Annotated in this window: 17 protein-coding genes; 6 read left to right on the top strand and 11 right to left on the bottom strand. The window is 61.7% G+C overall.

Annotation, left to right across the window (positions count from 1 at the left end; genetic code table 11):
* The first annotated feature begins 152 nt into the window (after window positions 1-152).
* Window positions 153-413 (top strand): 30S ribosomal protein S20, encoded by a 261-nt coding sequence (rpsT, locus tag AB4Z15_RS14080; protein ID WP_442005677.1) that lies wholly within the window; start codon window positions 153-155, stop codon window positions 411-413.
* A gap of 81 nt (window positions 414-494) precedes the next feature.
* Here rpsT and holA read toward each other — a convergent pair whose 3' ends face one another.
* Window positions 495-1,511, bottom strand: coding sequence for a DNA polymerase III subunit delta (gene holA, locus AB4Z15_RS14075; RefSeq protein WP_442017762.1), 1,017 nt, complete (start codon window positions 1,509-1,511; stop codon window positions 495-497).
* Window positions 1,512-1,731: 220 nt separating this feature from the next.
* Here holA and AB4Z15_RS14070 point away from each other — a divergent pair, with 220 nt between their 5' ends.
* The gene (locus AB4Z15_RS14070) at window positions 1,732-2,451 is read left to right on the top strand and encodes a hypothetical protein (RefSeq protein ID WP_442017761.1); all 720 of its coding nucleotides are present in this window, start codon (window positions 1,732-1,734) and stop codon (window positions 2,449-2,451) included.
* Window positions 2,452-2,491: 40 nt separating this feature from the next.
* On the opposite strand, the gene AB4Z15_RS14065 is transcribed toward AB4Z15_RS14070, so the two are convergent.
* The 7 genes from AB4Z15_RS14065 to AB4Z15_RS14035 form a co-directional block, all read right to left on the bottom strand.
* Window positions 2,492-4,093, bottom strand: coding sequence for a ComEC/Rec2 family competence protein (locus tag AB4Z15_RS14065; RefSeq protein ID WP_442017760.1), 1,602 nt, complete (start codon window positions 4,091-4,093; stop codon window positions 2,492-2,494).
* On the bottom strand, window positions 4,086-4,946 hold the full coding sequence (locus AB4Z15_RS14060; RefSeq protein ID WP_442017759.1) for a helix-hairpin-helix domain-containing protein: 861 nt from the start codon (window positions 4,944-4,946) through the stop codon (window positions 4,086-4,088). The genes AB4Z15_RS14065 and AB4Z15_RS14060 overlap by 8 nt, the downstream gene beginning before the upstream one ends.
* A 62-nt stretch (window positions 4,947-5,008) precedes the next feature.
* Window positions 5,009-5,989, bottom strand: coding sequence for a DegV family protein (locus tag AB4Z15_RS14055; protein WP_442017758.1), 981 nt, complete (start codon window positions 5,987-5,989; stop codon window positions 5,009-5,011).
* Between the two features lie 80 nt (window positions 5,990-6,069).
* On the bottom strand, window positions 6,070-8,598 hold the full coding sequence (gene leuS, locus AB4Z15_RS14050) for a leucine--tRNA ligase (protein ID WP_442017757.1): 2,529 nt from the start codon (window positions 8,596-8,598) through the stop codon (window positions 6,070-6,072).
* A gap of 333 nt (window positions 8,599-8,931) precedes the next feature.
* Window positions 8,932-10,446 (bottom strand): glycerol kinase GlpK, encoded by a 1,515-nt coding sequence (gene glpK, locus AB4Z15_RS14045; RefSeq protein ID WP_442017756.1) that lies wholly within the window; start codon window positions 10,444-10,446, stop codon window positions 8,932-8,934.
* Between the two features lie 81 nt (window positions 10,447-10,527).
* Window positions 10,528-11,280, bottom strand: a complete 753-nt coding sequence (locus AB4Z15_RS14040; RefSeq protein WP_442017755.1) for an MIP/aquaporin family protein — start codon at window positions 11,278-11,280, stop codon at window positions 10,528-10,530.
* A 168-nt stretch (window positions 11,281-11,448) separates the two neighbouring features.
* Complete coding sequence (locus AB4Z15_RS14035) at window positions 11,449-13,170, bottom strand: glycerol-3-phosphate dehydrogenase/oxidase (protein WP_442017868.1); 1,722 nt, start codon at window positions 13,168-13,170, stop codon at window positions 11,449-11,451.
* A gap of 184 nt (window positions 13,171-13,354) precedes the next feature.
* Between AB4Z15_RS14035 and AB4Z15_RS14030 the strand changes: the two genes are divergently transcribed.
* From AB4Z15_RS14030 to AB4Z15_RS14015, 4 genes are read left to right on the top strand one after another with little or no spacing between them, the layout of a single operon-like run.
* On the top strand, window positions 13,355-14,317 hold the full coding sequence (locus tag AB4Z15_RS14030) for a sugar-binding transcriptional regulator (RefSeq protein WP_442017754.1): 963 nt from the start codon (window positions 13,355-13,357) through the stop codon (window positions 14,315-14,317).
* A gap of 34 nt (window positions 14,318-14,351) precedes the next feature.
* On the top strand, window positions 14,352-15,233 hold the full coding sequence (locus AB4Z15_RS14025) for an aldo/keto reductase (protein ID WP_442017753.1): 882 nt from the start codon (window positions 14,352-14,354) through the stop codon (window positions 15,231-15,233).
* Between the two features lie 10 nt (window positions 15,234-15,243).
* Entirely contained in the window at window positions 15,244-16,188 is a 945-nt protein-coding gene (locus AB4Z15_RS14020) for an alpha/beta fold hydrolase (protein ID WP_442017752.1), read from the top strand.
* Window positions 16,185-17,291, top strand: a complete 1,107-nt coding sequence (locus tag AB4Z15_RS14015) for a glycosyltransferase family 4 protein (protein WP_442017751.1) — start codon at window positions 16,185-16,187, stop codon at window positions 17,289-17,291. Before AB4Z15_RS14020 ends, AB4Z15_RS14015 begins: the two co-directional genes overlap by 4 nt.
* On the opposite strand, the gene AB4Z15_RS14010 is transcribed toward AB4Z15_RS14015, so the two are convergent.
* The 3 genes from AB4Z15_RS14010 to coaBC all read right to left on the bottom strand — a co-directional run bounded on the left by AB4Z15_RS14010 (window position 17,258) and on the right by coaBC (window position 22,094).
* On the bottom strand, window positions 17,258-19,357 hold the full coding sequence (locus AB4Z15_RS14010; RefSeq protein ID WP_442017750.1) for a primosomal protein N': 2,100 nt from the start codon (window positions 19,355-19,357) through the stop codon (window positions 17,258-17,260). The two genes, AB4Z15_RS14015 and AB4Z15_RS14010, sit on opposite strands and share 34 nt — an antisense overlap.
* Before the next feature lie 159 nt (window positions 19,358-19,516).
* Complete coding sequence (metK, locus tag AB4Z15_RS14005; protein WP_224090531.1) at window positions 19,517-20,746, bottom strand: methionine adenosyltransferase; 1,230 nt, start codon at window positions 20,744-20,746, stop codon at window positions 19,517-19,519.
* 88 nt (window positions 20,747-20,834) lie between these two features.
* On the bottom strand, window positions 20,835-22,094 hold the full coding sequence (coaBC, locus tag AB4Z15_RS14000; protein WP_442017749.1) for a bifunctional phosphopantothenoylcysteine decarboxylase/phosphopantothenate--cysteine ligase CoaBC: 1,260 nt from the start codon (window positions 22,092-22,094) through the stop codon (window positions 20,835-20,837).
* Window position 22,095: the final 1 nt, after the last annotated feature.

Raw genomic sequence — 22,095 nt, 5'->3', positions numbered from 1 at the left:
GGGCCCGGCTTTCTGCTATCCTTTATAGCTGTGTGTCCGTGCAGGTCGACGGCCACTCATGGTTGGCTGCCATAGGCATCCCCACGCCGCTCAGTCGATGGCCAACCTGAAAACCCTCTAGACCATTTCCGCATTAAAAAGAGAGTTCATACGTGGCTAATATCAAGTCCCAGAAGAAGCGCATCCTCACCAACGAGAAGGCTCGCCTGCGTAACAACGCCGTCAAGTCCGAGCTGAAGACGGCCATCCGCGTCGTTGCCAACGCCGTTGAGTCTGCTGACAAGGATGCTGCTGCAACTGCACTTGTTGCTGCCAGCCGGAAGCTGGACAAGGCTGTCAGCAAGGGCGTTATTCACAAGAACAACGCTGCAAACCGCAAGTCGGCGATCTCCAAGAAGGTCAACGCACTCTAAGGTTTTTCCAGTTCGACTGAGCTGATCAAAAGGCCGGCGCCCACGGGTGCCGGCCTTTTGGGTTTAACCCCGCCGCTGGATTTAACCCCGCCGCGCGGAGGTAGCGATAACCGTTACCGCGTGTTCCACGGCATACACAGGATCGCGGGACAGGCCTTTGACTTGGGCGTCGGCCTCGGCGACAACCTGTATGGAGCGAATGAGGCCCTCGGGGGTCCAACGACGGACGTCCCGCTGGGCCTGCTCGACGAGCCAAGGCTGCATGCCGAGGCTTTTCGCGATATGAGCCGACGATCCTTGGGCTCCGGCAACCTTGGCCAACGTGCGCAGCTTTGCCGCAAGCGCAGCCACCAAGGGAACAGGATCAACCCCAGTAGACAGGGCATGCCGCAAGGTGGACAAAGCCACTGGCCCGTTGCCCGCCATCGCGGCATCGGCCACCTTGAACGCAGTGGCCTCGACACGTCCGCCGTAGTAACGTTCCACGGTTGCTGCATCCACGGCTGTAGTCGCGTCAGCAATTAACTGATTGCAAGCGGCCGCGAGCTCGGACAGATTGGCTCCCACTGCATTGACCAGGGCCTGCACAGCTTCGCCATCAATCCGGCGACCACCGGCTTTGAACTCCGAAACAACAAACGCAGTTTTGTCCGCGTCCTTCTTAAGAGGCTGGCAATCGATCACAGGCCATCCAGCCGATTTCACTGCGTCAAGCAGCTTCTTCCCGCGAACACCACCGGCATGGCGCAACACCAAAACCACATCCTGTTCGGGACGGGCCAAGTACGACAAAGAGTCGGCCAGGAACGCATCATTCATGGCTTCCAGGCCCTCAACTTCAATGAGCTTTCCCTCGCCGAACAGAGATGGGGTTACGGTCATCGCCAATGACCCGGCCTCGTAGGAGCCAGCGTTCAGCCTGCTGAGTTCAACATCCGGAGTTGCCGTCCGCACTTGGGATCTGATGCGGTCCATGGCCCGAATACCGAGGTACTCCTCCGGGCCCGTGATCAGCACCACGGCGGCCGGGGTCGCGTCCCGCCAGCTGACGTTGTTCGCAGCGACGCTCTTGGCCCGGGTGTTTGGGGCAGCAGCCACAGATGGTTCCTTCCGGCGGAATTTTTTGCAGACTTCAAGTCTGCCATGCCTTCGCGGCCGCGGTGCCACTGCTGTTGGGGTCGGACTCTTACCAACATCGAACACCTGGCTGCTCTGTGGACCTTTCCTCCGCCTGCGGCACGATTCGAACAATCTTCCTACTAGGTGTGTGTTAGCGGGCAGCAAGAAACCTGCCACAGGCACCTGTAAGGGGATACCGATGTACAAGAAATCGCTGCTTGGCCTCGGGGTCGTAGCACTCGTTGGAATGGCGCTGGGTGCATGCTCAGACCTTGGAACATCGCCGGACACAGCTTCCGCTCGGCCCAGTGAGAAGGCAGCACAGGCGAAACAGTACAGCAACGGGGAACTACTGGATTTGGTCAAGCAGATCAAGGCGGCTGATGGCACCAGCCTGACCACGGTCTCCGGCGAGGAACTGTCCAGCCAGGAGAACCCGATGAAGGAACTACTGGCCTTGATGACCATTGAGCCCGCGGAATGCAAGGCACTTGGCGCCCTCGGCTCATCGGAGACCATTGCCGGATCCACAACGGCAGGAGGGGCATCAGTTGACACTGCCGGTGGCGTGATGACGGATGTAACCCTGACCTCTGGTTTGGACGCAGACGCACTGCGCAATACGGTCCAGAACAACAAGTCCCAAGCAGCAGCCTGCGAGAACATCACACTCTCCATGGCGGGGCAATCAATGACCATGACAACGAAGCCGGTGGAGGGCGTCAGCTCCGTGCCTGCCGCCGCGGCGTACAAGACAGCCATCAGCCTGCCCGATGGCAGGGCGCAGTCCACGTTTATCGCTTACGCCGTGAAGGACGGAGTGTTGATTACCGCTACAGCGTCAGGGCAGAACGCTGATGCAACGGGTGCCGCCGCTGCAGGTGCGCTCATGGATCAAGCAGCGGCACTCATCAAGTAGCGGACCACAAGCGGCGGCATCAGGAAAACCATGATGCGCGCTACTTCCTCCGTGCGATGTTGTCCAGCCGCTCCAACACAACCATCACCCGGTGATGAAGGACCCTCATCCGCAGAAGCACGCCGCCAGGATGCAGGGCTGTCCAGACGACGAGTACGGTAACCACCGAAGAGATGGACATGGCAACAATGCCTGCCGGTCCTTCTGCCCAGGGAAGCGCCGCGCCCGGTAATCCGGCAAAGAACCGCGCTATGCCCGCCACACCACTGGCACAGCCACCCGCCAGCGCGATCGGAATCGCCGCTGCCAAGGGATGGATCGCGGAGAGCGGCACGGAAAGAGTCCCCAGAATCGTTATGGGAGCTACAAGCGGGCCAGCGATCACGTTTGCAATGAGTGCATACGGCGAAAACTGCGGTTGGAGTGCCGCGATGACCGGTCCACACAGCACCTGCGCGGATAGCGGAACCGACAGACCCACAGCCAACCATTTGGGAATGGTGCCAGGAAACCACGACGCAATACGGCTGGCAAGCAGCACGATGCCAAGCGTAGCCAGGACGGAGAGGAGGAAGCCAAAGTTGCTGGCAAGCGTGGGATCCAGCAAAAGAAGCACAATGGTAGCCAGGCATAGGAAAGTTAGCGGTCTTCCCCGCAACCCGCCCGTCAACGCAGCCATCCCGACAAATCCCATCACGGCTGCCCGCAGGACACTGGGCTCCGGTCCCACCAAGACTACGAAGGCACCAAGGCCACATCCCGCAAAGGTGGCGGCGGGAGGACGCGCCAGTCTGAGGCATCTCGCAAGCAGGATGAAGCCGCCCAGGATTAGACTGCAATTCGCACCGCTGACGGCCGTCAAATGGACCATTCCGGTCGTTTTCATGTCCGCTTCCAGGCTCTCCGGAAGAGCGCTGGTATCACCGGTCACCATACCTGGCAGCAGCCCCGCAGCATCGGGAGGCAACCAACTTGCGGCATCACGTAACTGCTCGCGCAGCTTGGCGGCCGAGTCTTGCAGGTCGAAGGCAGAGCCCATCACAACCGGTTTGGTGGAGGCTGTGAGAATGGCCGCTTCTGATTGTCCGGGCCGAACTTCCTTGAGTGTGCCAGTTGTTCGCACACGCTGTCCCGGGCGTATGTCCTGCCAAGCATCGTCGCCGATAACGATAAGAGAGGCAGAACCGCGAATTACGTTCCCTTCGGTGGTAAGGCTGACCAGGTTCGCCGGAACCGACCATCGGGTATCGCCCGAATGCCCGGGCTGCGGTACAGCAGAAGGGCTGCCCGTGACCCGGACCTGGATGACCACACCGGCGTCGGCGTCGACGGCGGCCCCGAGGGGACCTTGGTTCCGCTTTCCGGCAGCCAAAGTACAATGCCCAGCCGCCACAGCACCCAGTACGCAGGCCAGGGCGAGAGTAGCCGGAACTGTCCTGGCACGTGAAGCCGCGGTTGCCCGCAGACGCGAATGAAACAGCAGGGCGCTGGCGGCAGCGGCAAGGACTGCGCCAACAGTCGCCGACCACGCAGCTGTGAGAACACTGCCAGCCAATGCAGCGACCCACGTGACAAGCACAGCAGGAATCAACCGGAGATCCAGACGCCTCAGCAACCGATCGCGCTCTGAATCCTCAGCCACCCTGCACCGTCACCAAATCCTGGAGCGACTCCATAAGCTTGGGCCCGATGCCGTCAATGGCATCCAACTCATCCACTGAGGCAAACGCACCGTGCTCTTTGCGCCAGTCCACGATGCGCTGGGCTGTCACCGGACCCACCCTTGGCAGTGTCCCGAGCTCTTCCACGGAGGCAGTGTTGATGTTGACCTTTGTGCCTCCGGTTCCCGGGCTTGCCTTGGTTTCCGCTGGCCCACGTGCGCCGTTCGCGGGTCCGGTTTCCGGTGACGTCCCTCCCCCTGACGCCTCCCCCGCGGCAGGAACATGGATCTTTGCCCCATCTGTGACTACTTCTGCGAGGTTGAGACCATTTAGGTCAGCGCTGGCAGTTGCACCGCCCGCAGCATCGATCGCCTGAAAGACCCGGCTTCCTTCGGGAAGCGAAACGACACCGGGTTTCTGCACTGCCCCGGCAACGTGGACCAACAGCATCTTCATGTCTTGTGGCGGCGTTGCCGATCGAGTCGATTCAGGCTCCCCACCCTCGGGCACTGTTCCAGCCGATACCGACTGACTCAAGGGCTCCATAGTGGGCTGGCCAGTAGTCGCCTGAATAAGGAACCATGCTGCGCATGCTGCACCAACAACGAAAACGGCAACCGCTACCCTCCACGACGTTCGCCACCGAGTCCGCACCGTCATCGTCTCTTGACCATGGAGGAGATCGGTAGTCACTTCGTCCGGAACGGCCTGGTCCAATGGAGGGATGGAAAGCAAGGGAGCGGGACCCTCTGGAGGGTTCAGTCCCGAGGCAAAGCGTCGCCTGGCTGCCAGCGCTGCGGCGTCTGGGGATCCATCCCGATTCCAGCGTGGCATGATTCGAGCCTACGACCGACGCGATGGGAACTCAGTGGGGGTCTTAGCCTATGTGGATAAGCTCACGCGGGCGTACTGCTCTCCCCCACGATCACCGCCAGAACGCCCAAGCCCGCGTGCGCAGCGAGGACTGCCGGCAGGGCGCTGATCTGCGGTGGCGGACAGTCCGGGCATTTATCGCTCAGCCGTTCTGCCAACGCTTCGGCCTCTGACTGGTTACCAAAATGATGAACCGCCAACCGTTGCTGACCAGCAGGTCTTGAAGCAACATCAGCGGCCACGATCTCCTCGAGCCGGGCAACGGCGCGGACAGCGGAACGGACCTTTTCCAGCGGAACGATCCTGCCGCCGTCGACTGCGAGTATTGGCTTGATGGCCAGCACTGTCCCCAGCAGCGATGCTGCCGCTCCAATGCGTCCCCCGCGCCTCAGCTGCTCAAGGCTGGGAACGTAGAAATAAACCTTGGTTCGCTCCATGCGCTTCTCCGCGAAAGCACGAACTTCAGCTGCGGACTGGCCAGCGGCCGCTGCGACTACCGCGCTCTGCACACCCATGCCTTGTGCCATGCCGACGGTGCGGGAGTCGAGCACCTCCACAGGGATATCAACCCGGGCTGCAGCCAAGCGCGCAGCATCGGCGGTTCCTGACAATTCAGAGGAAATATGGATCGACACTACCGCTTCGAAGCCGCGACTTTGAGCGGCGCGATATGCCTGTTCAAACTGACCGGGCGAGGGGCGGGACGTCTTCACTGATGCACCCGATGCCAAGGCAACGGCCAACGTCTCGGTGATATCGTCTTCGCCCTCACCGTAGATCTCGCTTCCCACCATGACGGGCATGGGAACGACGGCCAGACGGCCGTCCGCAGCAAATGCTGCAACCCAGTCAGCCGGCAGGGCAGCTGCAGAATCTGTCACTACAGCGGTCTTTACGACGGCGGGAAGCGCCTCGTCGGCGACCGGAACCGGGAGCGCGGGCTGCCGCAGGCGGGACAGCCGTTCCTTGAGCCACATCCAGGCAGGTGGTTCTCGCTCGGGCACGCAACCTCCAACAAAGGTGACCGGCCGCCGGCACAATGCCGGCGGCCGTAAAGTCCCTGATGCCTTGTTAAGTGCCTCGTTTAGGCGGGGACGATGTTCACCAGTTTAGGCGCCCGGACGATCACGGTGCGGATGCCACGGCCATCCATGGCGCGCTGAACATTTTCGGACGAGAGTGCGAGTTCGCGGAGTTCGTCCTCGCGGATATCCGGCGATACTTCCAACCGGTCGCGGACCTTCCCCTGTACCTGGACAACGGCGGTGACGGTGTCCTGCACGAGCAGAGCGTCGTCGTGTTTCGGCCAGCCGGCATTGGCCACTGAGGCAGGATGTCCCAGCGTGTTCCAGAGATCCTCTGCCGTGTATGGAGCGAAAAGGCTCAGGATCACTGCAACGGCCTCGACGGCCTCACGCACGGCGGGGTCTGCTCCGCCTGCTCCGGAGTCGATGGTCTTTCGCGTCGCGTTGACCAACTCCATGAGGCGCGCCACCACGACATTGAACTTGTTGTTGTCCAGCAGTTCAGCCGCATCCGCGATCGTCTTGTGGGTGACAGTTCGCAGGGCGCGGTCGCCGGTGGCAGGATCGACGCCGGGCTCGCTGCTAACGTCCTGGCCGAGGCGCCAGGCACGGGCCAGGAACTTCGCCGAACCGGACGGCGAAACGTCTGCCCAGTCGACGTCGTCCTCCGGCGGGGAGGCGAAGACCATGGTCAGGCGTACTGCGTCCACACCGAACTTGTCCAGCTGCTCGCCAAGGTCCACGCCATTGCCCAGTGACTTGCTCATGGCCTTGCCACCGTTGAGGACCTGGCCCTGGTTGAGCAGCGCGCTAAAGGGCTCGCTTGCCTCAATCAGGCCGATGTCCTTGATGACCTTGGTGAAGAAGCGGGCATAGAGCAGGTGCAGGATCGCATGCTCGACGCCGCCCACGTATTGGCCGACAGGCATCCAATTGTTGATCTTTTCGGGATCAAAGGGACCTTCGGTGTAGTCCGGCGAAACGAAACGCAGGAAGTACCACGACGAATCCACGAAAGTGTCCATGGTGTCGGTATCGCGCTGGGCTGCGCGGCCACAGTTGGGGCACTCCACGTTGACCCATTCGACGGCGGCAGCCAGCGGGGAGGTTCCCTTCGGCGCCAGCGCCTCACCACGGAGGTTCTCGGGCAGCTTCACGGGAAGCTGGTCGTCCGGGACGGGCACTTCACCACATTCGGCACAGTGGATGATCGGAATGGGCGTACCCCAGAAACGTTGGCGGCTCAACAGCCAGTCACGCAGGCGGAAGTTCACGAACTTTTCGCCGGTTCCCAGCTTCTCCAGGATTTCGATGGCAGCAGGGATGCCTTCGGACTTGGACAGTCCATCCAGGTCGCCGGAGTTCTTGAGCGTTCCTTCGCCCGCGGTGGCAACACCGGTCTCTGCGGGGTCTTCGTCCCCGGTATCCAGTACGGCGCGGACGGGCAGGCCGAACGCCTTGGCGAAGTCGAGGTCACGCTGGTCGTGCGCGGGCACGGCCATGATGGCTCCGGTGCCGTAGTCGGCCAGAACGTAATCGGCTGCCCATACAGGGAGCTTCTCACCGTTGAGCGGATTGATCGCGTAGCGTCCGGTAAACACACCGGTCTTCTCACGCTCTGTGGACTGGCGCTCTATCTCGGAGAGGGCTTTGACCTTTTCCCGGTAAGCCATGAGTTCGTCATGATGTTCAGGTGTGACGAGGTCAAGGGCCAAATGTGCATCGGCTGCAACGACGAAGAAGGTCGCGCCGTAGAGGGTGTCCGGACGGGTGGTGAAGACGGTGACTTCGCGCTCGGCACGGTCCTGCGTCGCCTCGATGACAAAGCGGACATGGGCCCCTTCGGAGCGGCCAATCCAGTTCCGCTGCATGGCCAGCACGCGCTCGGGCCAGTGGCCCTGCAACTGGTCCATATCCTCGAGCAGGCGGTCGGCGTAGTCGGTGATCTTGAAGTACCACTGGTTCAGCGACTTCTTGGTGACGGGAGTGCCACAGCGTTCGCAGGCACCGTTAACGACTTGCTCGTTCGCGAGGACGGTGAGGTCCTTGGGGCACCAGTTGACGGGCGAGTCCTTGCGGTACGCCAAGCCACGCTCGTAGAAGCGCTTGAACAGCCACTGGGTCCAACGGTAGTACTCGGGATCGGACGTGTGCAGGCGCCGGGACCAGTCAGCCGAAATGGCGTAGCGCTTGAATGAAGCTGCCTGTGTATCGATATTGGCGTAGGTCCACTCGCTGGGGTGGGCGTTGCGCTTGATGGCCGCGTTCTCAGCGGGAAGGCCGAAAGAATCCCAGCCGATGGGGTGCAGGACATCGAAGCCCTTCTGGCGCAGGTAACGTGCGACGACATCGCCCATGGCAAAGGCCTCGGCATGGCCCATATGAAGGTCACCGGAGGGGTAGGGAAACATGTCCAGCACGTAGCGACGCTCCCGCGAACCGTCGTCAAGCGGGGTGAACACCTTGAGGTCCTCCCAGACCTGCGGCCACTTGGCTTCCATCGCGGCGAAGCTGTAGACGCCTTCTTCAGGCGCTCCAGCTGCGGCTGTCTGTGCTGTTCCGGTCTCTGTCTCCGGCTGAACGCTCACTGCTGCCCTCTTCTGTTCTTCGATGGCGGTATTGCCTCCTGCTGCGCCCCCAGGTAAGCCCCGGACACACAAAAGCCCCTCGACAATGGAGGGGCGGCCGCTCGGCAGTTGATGGCCGGGCGGCTAGCTAAGCAGAAGGATCGCACGCATAGATCTACAATAGCGCACGATCATCCTTCCACTCGCCGACAAATCATGGTTGGCGGCGCAGCGGCCGGCTTACAGAAGGCCGGCTTAATTGACGCCGTGCTGTTATGGGGGCCCGGGAGCGGCTTCGGGCGTCCGCGTAGCGGGCGGGGCCCCCATAACAGCTAAGGCGTCAGGTCGCTGGCCTTACTTCACGTCTTCGTCGACCCAATCCATGGATTTGGTTACGGCCTTCTTCCAAAGCCGCAACTGCCGCTCCTGCTCTTCGGCGGGCAGCTGCGGCTCCCAGCGCTTGTCCTCGCCCCAGTTGGCACTGAGTTCACCGAGGTCCTTCCAGAATCCAACAGCCAGGCCAGCGGCGTACGCGGCGCCCAGTGCCGTGGTTTCAACCACCTTCGGGCGGACTACGGGTACGCCGAGGATGTCTGCCTGGAACTGCATGAGTGCCTCGTTGGCGACCATGCCGCCGTCGACCTTCAGTTCGGTGAGGGGAACGCCCGAGTCCGCGTTGACGGCGTCCAGGACCTCGCGGGTCTGGAACGCCGTGGCCTCGAGGGCCGCACGCGCAATGTGGCCCTTGTTGGCGAAGCGGGTGAGGCCCACAATGGCGCCGCGCGCGTCAGCCCTCCAGTACGGAGCGAACAAGCCTGAGAACGCCGGGACGATGTAGACGCCTCCGTTGTCCTGTACTGCGGCTGCCAGGTCTTCGACCTCCGGAGCGGAACTGATCATGCCGAGGTTGTCACGAAGCCACTGGATCAACGAGCCGGTGACGGCGATGGAGCCTTCAAGTGCGTAGTGCGGCTTGTTGTCGCCCAGCTTGTATCCCAGAGTGGTGAGCAGACCGTTCTTCGAGTGGACGATCTCTTCGCCCGTGTTGAAGATCAGGAAGCAGCCGGTGCCGTAGGTGTTTTTCGCTTCGCCGGCCTGGAATGCTGCCTGGCCAAACGTTGCTGCCTGCTGATCGCCGAGGATGCCGGCCACTGGAGTTTCCCGGAGCAACTGGGAGGTGTGGACGTGCCCGTAGACCTCGGAGGAGGACTTGATGGCGGGCATCATGGAGGCCGGGACGCCGAAGACATCAAGGATTTCCTGGTCCCATTGCAGCGTCTCAAGGTCCATGAACAGGGTGCGGGACGCGTTGGTGACATCGGTGACGTGCACGCCGCCGTCGACTCCACCAGTCAGGTTCCAGAGAACCCAGGCGTCGGTGTTTCCAAACAACAGGTCACCGGCTTCGGCGCGTTCGCGGGCGCCGTCGACGTTGTCCAGGATCCATTTGATCTTCGTCCCGGAGAAGTAGGTAGCCAGCGGGAGGCCAACCTTCTGTTTGAACCGTTCAGGTCCACCATCCTTGGCAAGCTCGTCCACAATCGGCTGGGTGCGCGTGTCCTGCCAGACGATGGCGTTGTAAACGGCCTCGCCCGTGTTCTTGTCCCAGACCACTGCGGTTTCGCGCTGGTTGGTAATACCGACGGCGGCGATGTCGTGCCGTGTCAGGTTCGCCTTGGACAGGGCGGAGGCAATGACCTCGCGGGTGTTGTTCCAGATCTCGGCGGGGTTGTGCTCAACCCAGCCTGCCTGCGGGAAGATCTGCTCGTGTTCCATCTGTCCCGTTGACACAATATTGCCCGTGTGGTCAAAGACGATGGCTCGGGAGCTGGTGGTGCCCTGGTCGATGGCGATGACGTATTGATTCATGGTGACGTCCTTGTCTGAAGTGGTTTTGAAACGATATGTGGATAAGTGTGTGTGATCTGTTGAGGACTGCGTGTCCAGGAATCAGCCAGCGGCTGAGGGCATGATGGCAGGCACCCAGAGGGAAACGAGGCCAGCAAGGGTACCGCCAAGAAGGGGCCCGACGACCGGGATCCAGGAGTAGGCCCAGTCGCTGGAGCCCTTCCCCTTGATGGGGAGGATGGCGTGTGCGATGCGGGGACCCAGGTCACGTGCCGGGTTGATGGCGTAACCGGTCGGTCCACCGATGGAGACGCCGATACCGACCACGAGCAGCGCCACAGCCAACGGCCCAAGGCCCGAGGGGGTGCCGCCAAAAGTCAGGATGACGAAGACCAGGACGAACGTGCCAATGATTTCGGTGATGAGGTTCCACGGGGTTGATCGGATGGCAGGACCGGTGGAGAACGTTCCCAGTTTGTTGGCTGCCAGCGGCTCCTCATCAAAGTGCTGCTTGTAAGCGAGCCAGCAAACAACGGCGCCCAGGAATGCACCGAGCAGTTCGCCGCCGAAGTACGTCAATGTGGACGCGAAGTCCACGCTGACATCGGGCGCGTACTCCTTGCTTCCCTTCACAAGCAGGCCCAAGGTGACAGCGGGGTTCAGGTGCGCACCGGACTTTGCGGCCACGAAAACGCCCGCGAAGACCGCAATACCCCAGCCCCACGTCACCATCAAGAATCCACCGTTGTTGCCCTTGGTGCCTTTGAGCGCAACGTTGGCCACGACGCCACAACCCAACAGGGTCAGCATCATGGTTCCGAATACTTCGGAAAGGAAAACTATTCCAAGAGACATCTTTGACTCCTCATTTTTCTGTTGTCAGCCTCCTCGCGGGTTGAAAAGGCTGTTGGGACGGTTCCGTTTTCCGCAACCACCCCGGTGTAGTGGGCCCCAAGGGGCTCACCTACCCCGTTTTCCGTCCCCGTCGAACAGCGGGACGGTCAGCATTTTGTGCAGTCGTCCTCAGGCTACGAGACTGTGGACGTCAACCTTGTGGAACCGCTGCAGGACTTCCTGGGCGTGGCGGATTTCAGCCTCACGGACAGCGGCATCCCAACCAAGCGGTTCAGCCAATGCCGCAGCAATTTCATTCAGCAACTCACCGGTCACCAGCCCCCGGAACGCCAAGGACGTCCGTCGGATGAGTACATCAACGAGGTGCCCGATCTGCTCGTGCTCAGCCATGAAGGCCAACTCGCGAACACTGAGTTCCCGGGTGGAACGAAGGGGCGAGTCGTGTCCGGCGTTGAGGTAATTGATGACTGCCTCTGCCCTCGTTCCATACCGGGTCAGGAGCCCAGCCACGCGATCTGCGTCCAAGCCCGGCCCCATGTGCTTCTTGATCCACTCCTGTTCGCCCTGTTCCGTTGCAGGGAAGCCGGCGCCGCCACCGATGGCGAGCTTCGCCGTCGAAACTTTCCGTTCCTGACCCAGTTCTCGAAGGACGTCGTTGGTCATGTGTTCGGCAAGCGCCCGGAAGGTGGTCCATTTGCCACCCACCAAGCTGAGTACGACGGCGGCCTTACCGCCTGGCGTCGTCAGGGCACCTTCGCCGGAGCGGACGCTGCGTTCGATCCTGTAGTCCCTTGAGACGAATCCCGGCTGGGTGGCGTCGTGACGCGGCAGGGGGCGGACCCCAGCGAAGCTGTACACGATCTGGCCACGATCCACCGTGATGCTCGGAAAGACGTGGCCGATCAGCTTGAAGAAGTAGTCGATTTCGGATTCTGTACAGACGGCGTCTTCTGACATGTCGGCGTCAACGTCCGTGGTGCCGACCAACACCCGGTCCCCCATGGGGTAAATAAGGACGATGCGGCCGTCTGTGTGTTCGAAGAAGATCTCCCGGCCGTTGCAGGCGGCCAGCAGTTCAGGGTGGTCCAGCACGATGTGCGAGCCCTTGGTGCCGCCCATGAACTGGCTGGCGGCTCCCATGGCCTGGTTGGTGAGGTCTACCCATGCACCGGTGGTGTTGACGATAACGTCGGCCTGGAAATCGAATTCCTTGCCGGTCAGTTCATCGCGGAGCCGCACTCCATCGGTGCCCATGGAAACCAGTGAGACGTAGTTGCTGGCGCGGGCCGTCCCGTCAGGGAGGCCACCGCCGCGTCCGGCCTTCTCGCCATCCTGAAGCACGTCCAGGGTGAGCCGCTCAGGGTTGTGGACCGACGCGTCAAAGTAGGTTGCCGCGTATTTGATTCCCGGGTGCAGCTTGGGTAGCTCCGCCAAAGCCTTGTCCTTGCCGCGGAACTGGTGCCGGGGGACGCTGCCGCCGTCACGGGAGAAGAAATCGTACATGCTCAAGCCGAGCTTGATGAGGAAGGCGCCGCGTTCGTTCGGTTTGCCCTGCTTGTGGGTGAGGAAGCGCATGGGAGCGGACAGGATTCCCGAGAAGGTGCTGAAGATAGGAATGGTGGTCTGCAGCGGCTTGACGTAGTGCGGGGCGATCCGAAGGAGACGGTTGCGCTCCACCACTGATTCCTGGACAAGGCGGAACTCACCGTTCTCCAGGTATCGAATACCGCCATGGATCATGTGCGAGGATGCACCGCTGGCGCCTTGGCAGTAGTCCCCACGCTCCACGAGCGCGACGTCAATGCCCTGCAGGGCGAGGTCCCGGAAGGTTCCTACGCCGTTGATACCGCCACCGATAATGAGTACTTTCGCCGAAGGCCGCTCCCGCAAGGCGGTTACAGATTCGCGCCTGTGCGCATCAGAGGAGGTACCGGAAATCCTGTTGTGTCCCAAAACTGCTCCCTTGGGCTTGGTTTGTGCGCGGCGTTACGTTCGCTGCACCTTTCACCACTAATCTGGCGAAGGTGGAAAATGGAGTCAAGCTATTTGCACAAACGTGCAGTAAGGAAATGAGATGGGACGCTCACGTCACTCGGATGCCCTCCGGGCCGCACAAATGTATTACCTGCAGGACCTGACCATGGACGCAATCGCGCGGGAGCTCAGGACCTCCCGTTCCACCGTCTCCAGGTTGTTGTCTTCCGCCCGGGAAACAGGCCTGGTCCAGGTCCAGATCCGCAGCCCATTTGACACCGCTCCCGAGTTGGAGAGCCAGATTCGCGACAAATTCAAAGTGGACGTCCACGTGGTGCCGGTGCTGGACACCTTGAACGAGGCGGAAACGCTGGACCGCGTGGCCATGCAGGCAGCGCGGACGATAGGACCCCTGGTGGATTCCAATGCCATCATCGGCATTGCCTGGGGTGCAACGCTTAGCGCTGTGAGCCGGCACCTGACCAGGAAGGTCACGCACGACACCATCGTTGTCCAACTCAACGGCGCCGGGAACATGCAAACAACCGGCATCACCTACGCGAGCGACATCATGCGACGCTTTGGCAGCGCCTACGGAGCGCGGGTGGAACAATTTCCGGTGCCCGCGTTCTTCGATCACGCAGCTACCAAGACAGCAATGTGGAATGAGCGCAGCGTTCAACGCATCCTGGATCTGCAGGCCCGGATGAGCATCGCCATTTTCGGTGTTGGATCCGTAGATTCGGACTATCCAAGCCATGTGTACGCTGGCGGCTACCTCGACGAACGAGACCTCAACATGTTGGCTGCCGACGACGTAGTGGGCGACGTCGCCACTGTCTTCTTCCGCAGTGATGGATCATCTGACGGCATTACCCTGAACCAACGGTCCACCGGGCCAAGCCACGAACAATTGCGGCAGGTACGGCGGCGGATTTGCGTCGTTTCCGGCGCCTCCAAAATCAACGGCCTGCAGGGCGCCTTGGCAGCCGGACTTGCCACGGACCTCATCCTTGATGAAGCCTCTGCGCGCCGCTTGGTGAGTTTCAACGGCCAGTCCTGAGGCATTCCGCCGCGGAATGGGTAGAGTCGTTGATATGAGATTCCCGGCCCGGCTGACCCTGAACAATGGCGTGATGATGGACCGCTTGGGATCCGGACTCTATAAGGTGCCGCCAAAAGAAGCAGAGGCTTTGGTGAGCACCGCCCTCGGCGAAGGCTATCGGCGGTTCGATACCGCGGCCATGTATCGCAATGAGGTAGGCGTAGGCCGTGCGATCGGTGGTGCAATCGGCGACGCCAACGAGGCAAACCTCGGCACGGGTGGTTCGGGAGAATCAGTGCACGCCCTGACCCGTGAAGACGTCTTTGTCACCACCAAGGTCTGGAATGACGACCACGGCTACGACTCCACGCTCCGCGCTTTCGATTCATCCATGGCCAACCTCGGATTGGACTACGTGGACCTTTACCTCATCCACTGGCCATGTGCCGGCCGAGGCCTGTTCGTAGAGACCTATAAAGCCATGGAAACCCTGTACAGGGAAGGCAAAGTGCGGGCCATAGGAGTTTCGAATTTCCAGCCCGGCCACTTGGAAGAACTCATGCAGAAAGCCGAAGTGGTCCCAGCCGTTAATCAGATCGAGCTGCACCCTTGGCTTCAGCAGGCCAGGCTGCGGACACTGCACGAACAACTCGGGATCCGAACCGAAGCATGGAGTCCACTGGGCCGTGGACAGGTCCTGGCCGACCCCGCGATCGTGGAGTTGGCTGAAAAGTACGGCAGGACCCCCGCCCAGATCATCATCCGGTGGCATCTCCAGCTTGGGAACCTCGTGATTCCGAAAGCCAGCTCCGCTGGTCGGATCAAAGAGAACTTTGCTGTTTTCGACTTCGAACTGGAGGCAGCAGACATGGACGGCATGGCCGCGCTTGAACGCCACCACCGCACGGGCTCGCACCCGGACAACGTGAATTAGGAACGGCCGAATGGAAAAAGTGGACACCGCGCACACCCCTGAAGGTGCAGATGCCCCGATTGAGTTCTTCAGCAAGTCCCTGCCGGGACGTACCGTCGCCTCCGACGTGGACGTCGATGGCAGCAAAGTAGCTTATTGGACATACGAGCCCGTCAAACCCATGCAGGATACCCGCACGATTTTGGTCATTCACGGTTTTAGGGGTGACCACCATGGATTACTCCGTGTAGCGGACCTGCTTCCGGACATGCGGATTATCATGCCCGACCTCCCGGCGTTTGGCAGTTCAGATCCTTTCCGCGACGACGAACACTCGGTTGAGCGTTACGGCCATTTCATCTCCGGCTTCATGGCCGCGCTGGGCCTGGGTCCCAAGACCGTGCTGCTGGGCCACTCGTTTGGCTCCATCGTCGCGAGTCATTTTGCGGCCCGGAACCCCGGCGCCATTTATCCATTGATCCTGATCAACCCCATCGCTGCACCCGCTTTGGAAGGTCCCAAGGGGATCATGACCAAGCTCGCGGTGTTTTACTACCAGGTGTCCGCCAAGCTTCCAAGGCGCCTTGGACTTGCCCTCCTGCGCAACCGCGCCATTGTCCGGGTCATGAGTATCACCATGGCTAAGACCAAGGACAAAGACCTGCGCCGCTTCATTCACGGCCAGCACGACGCCTACTTCAGCGCCTTCGCCGATCGAAGGAGCTTGCTCGAGTCTTTCAAGGCATCCGTATCGGGCACCGTGGGGGATGTCGCCGAGGAGTTGAACCTCCCCGTGCTGCTGATCGCCGGCGAAAAAGACGAGATCGCCACTTTGCCCAACCAGCACAAACTGATGGAGCGCCTTCCAGAGGCCACCCTGGAAGTGATTCCCGACGTCGGGCATTTGATCCATTACGAGACGCCGGCCCCGGCGGCCGCAGCTATCCGCACCTTCCTGGAGGAACACCCCGCGTGAAAATTGTCATCGACGCCCGCTTCACCAGGACGGACCATCATGATGGCATCAGCCGCTACGGTTCTAGCCTCATTGCAGCAACATCCAAAATTGCCGATGTCACCATGCTCATCAATGACAAACGCCAACTCGCGTTGCTTCCTCACGTGCCCTATGTGATGGTCAACAGCCCGCTGTCCCCACGCGAACTGTTCGTTGCCGGCAAGGTCAACTCCTTGGGCGCGGATGTGGTGGTGTGCCCAATGCAGACCATGGGAACCCTGGGGCGGAAGTATGGCCTGATCCTTACGCTGCACGATCTCATCTATTATGAACACCCCGCTCCCCCGGGCTTCCTACCGGCTCCGGTTCGCCTGCTCTGGAGGCTGTACCACAAGGCGTTCTGGCCGCAGCGCCTGCTGCTGAACCGGGCTGACGTGGTGGCCACCATCAGCAGGACCACGGAAGCTTTGATGGCCAAGTACACCTTGACCACGCGCCCCGTGCGGATCGTTGGCAATGCCCCGCAGCCCGGCCAGACTCCCCGCGATCCTACAGCCGGGGCGGATAAGACCCTGCTGTACATGGGTTCTTTCATGCCTTATAAGAATGTGGAAACCATGATTCGGGGAATGGCAGGCCTGCCGGATTACACACTGCACTTGCTTAGCCGGATTACGCCCCAGCGTCGGGCGGAACTCGAGGCCATGGTCCCCCACGGCGCAAGGGTCCATTTCCATAACGGTGTAACGGACGCCGAATATGAAGAGCTTTTGACCAGGGCAACTGCACTCATCAGCTTGTCCCGGGCCGAGGGATATGGCCTGCCCCTGGTGGAGGCGATGTCACTGGGAACTCCTGTTATCGCCAGCGACATTCCGATTTTCAGGGAAGTGGGCGCCGATGCGGTCAGTTATGTTGACCCGGAGTCGCCCTCGGAGTTCGCTGCGGCTGTCACGGCGTTGGGCGATGACAGATTGTGGCAAGAACGTTCCCGCAGGTCCGTGGAACGTGCTGGAGACTTCAACTGGGACGAATCCGCCCGGCAGTTGCTGGCTGCGGCCGAAGAGGTCGTAGAACTTCGCAAACGCTACAAGACGTCCACGCCGTCAAGCCGCAGCTGAACTGGTCCGGCTGTGCGCTTCGCCGCGTTCGCTGCCTTGACGGCACGCATGGCACGAGTAGCATCTGCGGCGTCTGCGTAAGGAATGAAATACAGAGTACGGACGTCTGCCTCGGCCTCACGTCCGGCGCCTTGGGCACCACTGGAGAACAGCTGAAGTGGGGCCGGACCGGCGCTGCGGAGCTTCGTACCGGACTTTAGCTTGACGCTTGCCTCGAAGGTATCGGAAAAGCGCGCGACGTCGGCCCTTGGCCCGGTCACTGAAGCTACCCGCACTGCCGGGGGAAGCTGGAGTTCCTTCCTGAGTGCCAGTTCACGCGACGCGTAGCCCGGTGCGTCCCAGCGCAGCAGGGCTCCGGTAGCGGTTGTGTCGTCTGCCGTGATGATGACCAAGCCACCTTGGTTGGAGGGTCTCACCAGGGACGCAGCGTTGAACCACCGCCGAACAGTGTCCTCACCGGCCCGCAGGTTTTCCCGGCGGAGCAATGAATTGCCATCCAGAAGCAACGCGGCTGCGTACCCTTGGGGAGCCACGGGTTCGGCGCCAACTGTAGCAACCACCAATGCCGGAGCATCAGGCACCGTTGCCTTGATGTTCTCCCCCGACGAGGTGATAACCGTTTTTCCAGGAAAAGCCCGCCCTAGTTCCTCCGCCGTTCGCACAGCTCCTGTCGCACTACGGCGCAGGTGGGTGCCGTTGCAATGGTTGCATCGCCACTGCGGCGCCGGCGTGGAACACCAGCGGCAAAGCGGCATGGCGGAACTGCTGGAGATGGCCAGCGGTCCTTGGCAGTTGTTGCAGCGGGCCAGTTCCCGGCACGTCTCGCAAGCCAAAGAGGGCGCGTAGCCAGCACGTGCAACCTGCACCAGCACAGGGCCATGTTCGAGGCCTTCCTTGGCCGCACGCCAAGCTGCTCCAGGCAAACGTGCAATCCGGGCCAGGGGATCACGTTCCTGTTCAAAGCTGTCAGCTGTGTTCAGGACGCGCGGAACAGTGGAGCGAATGACCGTTCGCGGCGCCTCGATGGGCACAGCCCATTGCATTTCAACCAGGCGCTGGAGTTCAGTGCTGCGGCTGTGTGATGCCATCAGGCAGGCTGCGTTCTCCTGCTCGGCCCGCAGGAGCAGCACTTCGCGTGTGTGCGCATAGGGAGCCCGCTGCTCGATGTGGAGGTCGTCACCGTCGTCCCAACAGACCACGAGTCCCAACTCCCGGACCGGCGCATAGGCGGCGGAGCGTGTGCCGATGGCTACGCGCGCTTCGCCACTGAGGATTCGCAGGTAGCTCCGGTAGCGCGGAGTTTGACCGTCGTCAGCAGTCAGCCGTGCGACGTCACCCGCTGGCAGGACTTTGGCGAGGGCCGCCTCAAGCTGTTCGAGATCCCTGTAATCGGGGACGACCACCACGGCACCACGGCCGGAAGCCCGGACTGCCGCCACAGCCGAGGCAACCAGCGAAGGCCACCCGTCGGGGCCGAATCCCTGCAGCGCAGTGAGGACAGCCTTGGGCGATCCGCCGCCGGCCAGGTGATGGAGGTACGGTGCTCCGTTGGAGTAGGAACCCCAGGCATGGGCGTCCGGCGCCTTTGACGGAAGCTCCGAATCCCGCGCTGCGTCTCCGGAGAATAGCTCCTTCTCCACTTTGGCAACGCGAGGAGGAACAGCAGTACGCAGGACATCGCTCAAGGTTCCGGCGTAGCGCGCAGCTACCGTTCCAGCCAACTCAGCGATGTGGGGCGTCAGGACCGACAGTGTGGAGATTACTTTGTGAAGCGGGGTCAGCGGGTGGCCGGCGTCCGAAGTATCGACGCGTTCCAGCACGAAGCCGTTAAGCTCCTGGCCGTTGAACTTCACTTTCACGCGGACTCCGGGAACAGCAGAATCAGCGAGCTCAGCGGGCACACTGTAATCGAAGGGCCGATCCAGGTGTGGCAGGGAGGATTCCAGCACCACGCGGGCGACTGGATTCACTGCCGCCAGCGGGAGTCCACTGACGGGAGACTTGTCCGGGAATCCTTGCAGCAAAGAAGGTTGAAGCAGCGACGGCTGGGCTTCGTGTCCGGCCATACTCTTCACCTCCAACTCAGTTGCGCGGACTTTCCACATGTGAACGCAGGATGCCCGCAGCGGGATTGACCCACTGCGGGCATCTCTCTGGCTCCAGCCAATCATGGGCCACCGACAAAGTTACAAACACGCCGCTGGCACAGGCGGATAAGCGGAAGATCAGGCGTTGAAGAATTCCTTCAGGTCCGCCACACGGTCCAGGCGTTCCCACGTGAAGTCGGGCTCGTCGCGGCCGAAGTGGCCGTGAGCCGCCGTCTTGGTGTAAATGGGACGCTTGAGGTCCAAGGCATCAATGATGGCGCGGGGACGGAGATCGAAGAGCTCGTTGATGGCCTCGCTGATGCGGGCCGGGTCAACAGTTTCCGTGCCGAAGGTCTCTACATAGGTTCCCACCGGACGTGCCTGGCCAATAGCGTAGGCAATCTGGATCTCGGCGCGCTTGGCCAGACCTGCAGCTACCACGTTCTTGGCAACCCAGCGCATGGCGTAGGCAGCCGACCGATCTACCTTGGAAGGGTCCTTGCCGGAGAAGGCGCCTCCACCATGCCGCGAGAACCCGCCATAGGTATCGACAATAATCTTGCGACCAGTGAGACCGGCATCGCCAACCGGGCCGCCGATCACGAAGGCACCCGCCGGGTTCAGGATGTTGGCTACATGGGAGATGTCAAGGTTGGATGCCGCCAGAACGGGATCGATGACGTGGCTCGCGAGGTCGGCGCGCAGTTGCTCCAGGCTCGCGTCTTCGGCGTGCTGGCTGGAAATCACTACCGTTTCAACCGAAACCGGGCGATCGCCGTCGTACCCTACTGTGACCTGCGTCTTGCCATCGGGACGAAGGTAGGCAAGTTCGCCGCTCTTACGGACCTCAGTAAGGCGCTCGGACAACCGATGTGCAAGCCAGATGGGCGTCGGCATGTAGGACGCAGTTTCATCGCTGGCGTAGCCGAACATGATGCCTTGATCGCCCGCGCCTTGGAGATCGTAGTCGTCCTCCTGGCGGCCTTCACGTGCCTCAAGGGAGTTGAAGACGCCGCCGGCGATGTCGTTGGACTGCTGCCCGATGGACACCGAGACGCCACAGCGGGCACCGTCGAAACCGTTGGCGGAAGAATCGTAGCCAATGCCAAGAATGGTCTCGCGGACAATCTGCGGTATCTCGACGTAAGCGTCCGTGGTGACCTCACCGGCCACGTGGACCAGGCCGGTGGTGGCCATGGTCTCGACAGCCACCCGGGATTCGGGATCGGCAGCCAGCAGCCCATCCAGGATGGCATCACTGATTTGGTCGCAGATCTTGTCCGGGTGCCCTTCAGTGACCGACTCGGACGTGAAGAGCCGGAGCTTGGACGGGGTGCCATGGTGTTCATGGTGCAGCGGTAAAGTCACTCGACCACCTTACTGTGTTGCGGGACGGCGGCATCTGCCGTGTGTCCCTATGCTAAGAATTGCGGGCGGCGGCTACCGCCGGTGGGTGTTACCGGCCTGGAAAAACCCTGGCCAATTCGGAGCCCACCCGATCCACGACTGCCGCGGCGACGTCAGCCTTGGAGCCGGATGCCGACTGTGGTTCTGCGCCATGGCCGGAAAGGATCACTACGGAGTTATCGTCCTGGCCGAAGACGCGGCCAACCCCGACGTGGTTGACCACCAGGAGGTCGCAGCCCTTACGCTTGAGTTTCGCCGTGGCATGCTCCAGAACGTCGCCTTGGGCATCACCGGTCTCGGCGGCAAAACCCACGATCAGCTGCTGGCCACCCTCGGCGTTGCGCCGTTCGACCAGTTCATGCAGGATGTCCGGGTTGCGAACCAGGCGCACCAAGGGTGCATCCTCGCCGTCGACCTTCTTGATCTTGGTGTCCGAAACCTCTGCGGGGCGGAAATCCGCTACAGCCGCAGCCATAATTACGACGTCGGAATCCACCGCCGCTTTCAGCGCTGCCTCACGCAGCTCCAGGGCTGATTCAACGCGGACGAGCTCGACGCCGGCGGGTGGCTCGACGTCCATATGCGCGGCAAGGAAACGCACTGTGGCACCGGCAGCCAACGCTGCCGCGGCCAGGGCCGCACCCTGCTTGCCTGACGAACGGTTACCCAGGAAACGCACGGGGTCCAATGCTTCCCTGGTACCACCTGCCGAAATCGTCACCGTACGGCCAGCGAGGGAAGCATGTGCTGCCGGCACAGTCTTGGGTGAATCCGCCTCCGTGGTGGCCTCAGCCAACGCCACGGCGGCCGTGAAAATGGCCTCAGGTTCGGGCAGGCGGCCCGGACCGGAATCGGCACCGGTCAGGCGCCCGCTGGCAGGCTCCAGGACTGTGATGCCACGACTCCGCAAGGTTTCCACGTTGGCCTGGGTTGCAGCATGCTGCCACATTTCCGTGTGCATCGCAGGAGCGAACAGCACTGGACCGTGAGCCATGAGAAGCGTGTTGGTCAGGAGGTCACCGGCCTGGCCTGTGGCTGCCTTTGCCAGGAGGTCCGCAGTGGCCGGTGCGACGACGATCAAGTCAGCCTCGTGGCCCAGACGGACATGGTTGACCTTCTCGACGTCGTCAAAGACGCTGTTGCTGACCGGGTTTCCGGAGAGCGCCTCCCACGTAGCAACGCCGACGAAACGGGTGGCCGCTTCCGTTGGGATGACCGTCACCTGATGGCCGGCTTCAGTAAAAAGCCGGAGGAGCGATGCAACCTTGTAGGCTGCGATCCCTCCCCCGACTCCGAGGACTATGCGCACG

This window comes from Paenarthrobacter sp. 2TAF44, assembly GCF_052114885.1.
GTDB lineage: Bacteria > Actinomycetota > Actinomycetes > Actinomycetales > Micrococcaceae > Arthrobacter.
The sequence above is the reverse complement of the archived record's forward strand: the minus strand, read 5'-3'. Positions and strand labels throughout refer to the sequence as shown.

Excerpts from the sequence above, each read along its gene's own strand:
- AB4Z15_RS14070 (WP_442017761.1), top strand. The coding sequence starts at position 1,732 with ATGTACAAGAAATCGCTGCTTGGCCTCGGGGTCGTAGCACTCGTTGGA.
- AB4Z15_RS14020 (WP_442017752.1), top strand. The coding sequence starts at position 15,244 with ATGGAAAAAGTGGACACCGCGCACACCCCTGAAGGTGCAGATGCCCCG.
- AB4Z15_RS14040 (WP_442017755.1), bottom strand. The coding sequence starts at position 11,280 with ATGTCTCTTGGAATAGTTTTCCTTTCCGAAGTATTCGGAACCATGATG.
- AB4Z15_RS14025 (WP_442017753.1), top strand. The coding sequence starts at position 14,352 with ATGAGATTCCCGGCCCGGCTGACCCTGAACAATGGCGTGATGATGGAC.
- glpK (WP_442017756.1), bottom strand. The coding sequence starts at position 10,446 with ATGAATCAATACGTCATCGCCATCGACCAGGGCACCACCAGCTCCCGA.
- AB4Z15_RS14030 (WP_442017754.1), top strand. The coding sequence starts at position 13,355 with ATGGGACGCTCACGTCACTCGGATGCCCTCCGGGCCGCACAAATGTAT.
- AB4Z15_RS14060 (WP_442017759.1), bottom strand. The coding sequence starts at position 4,946 with ATGCCACGCTGGAATCGGGATGGATCCCCAGACGCCGCAGCGCTGGCA.
- AB4Z15_RS14010 (WP_442017750.1), bottom strand. The coding sequence starts at position 19,357 with ATGGCCGGACACGAAGCCCAGCCGTCGCTGCTTCAACCTTCTTTGCTG.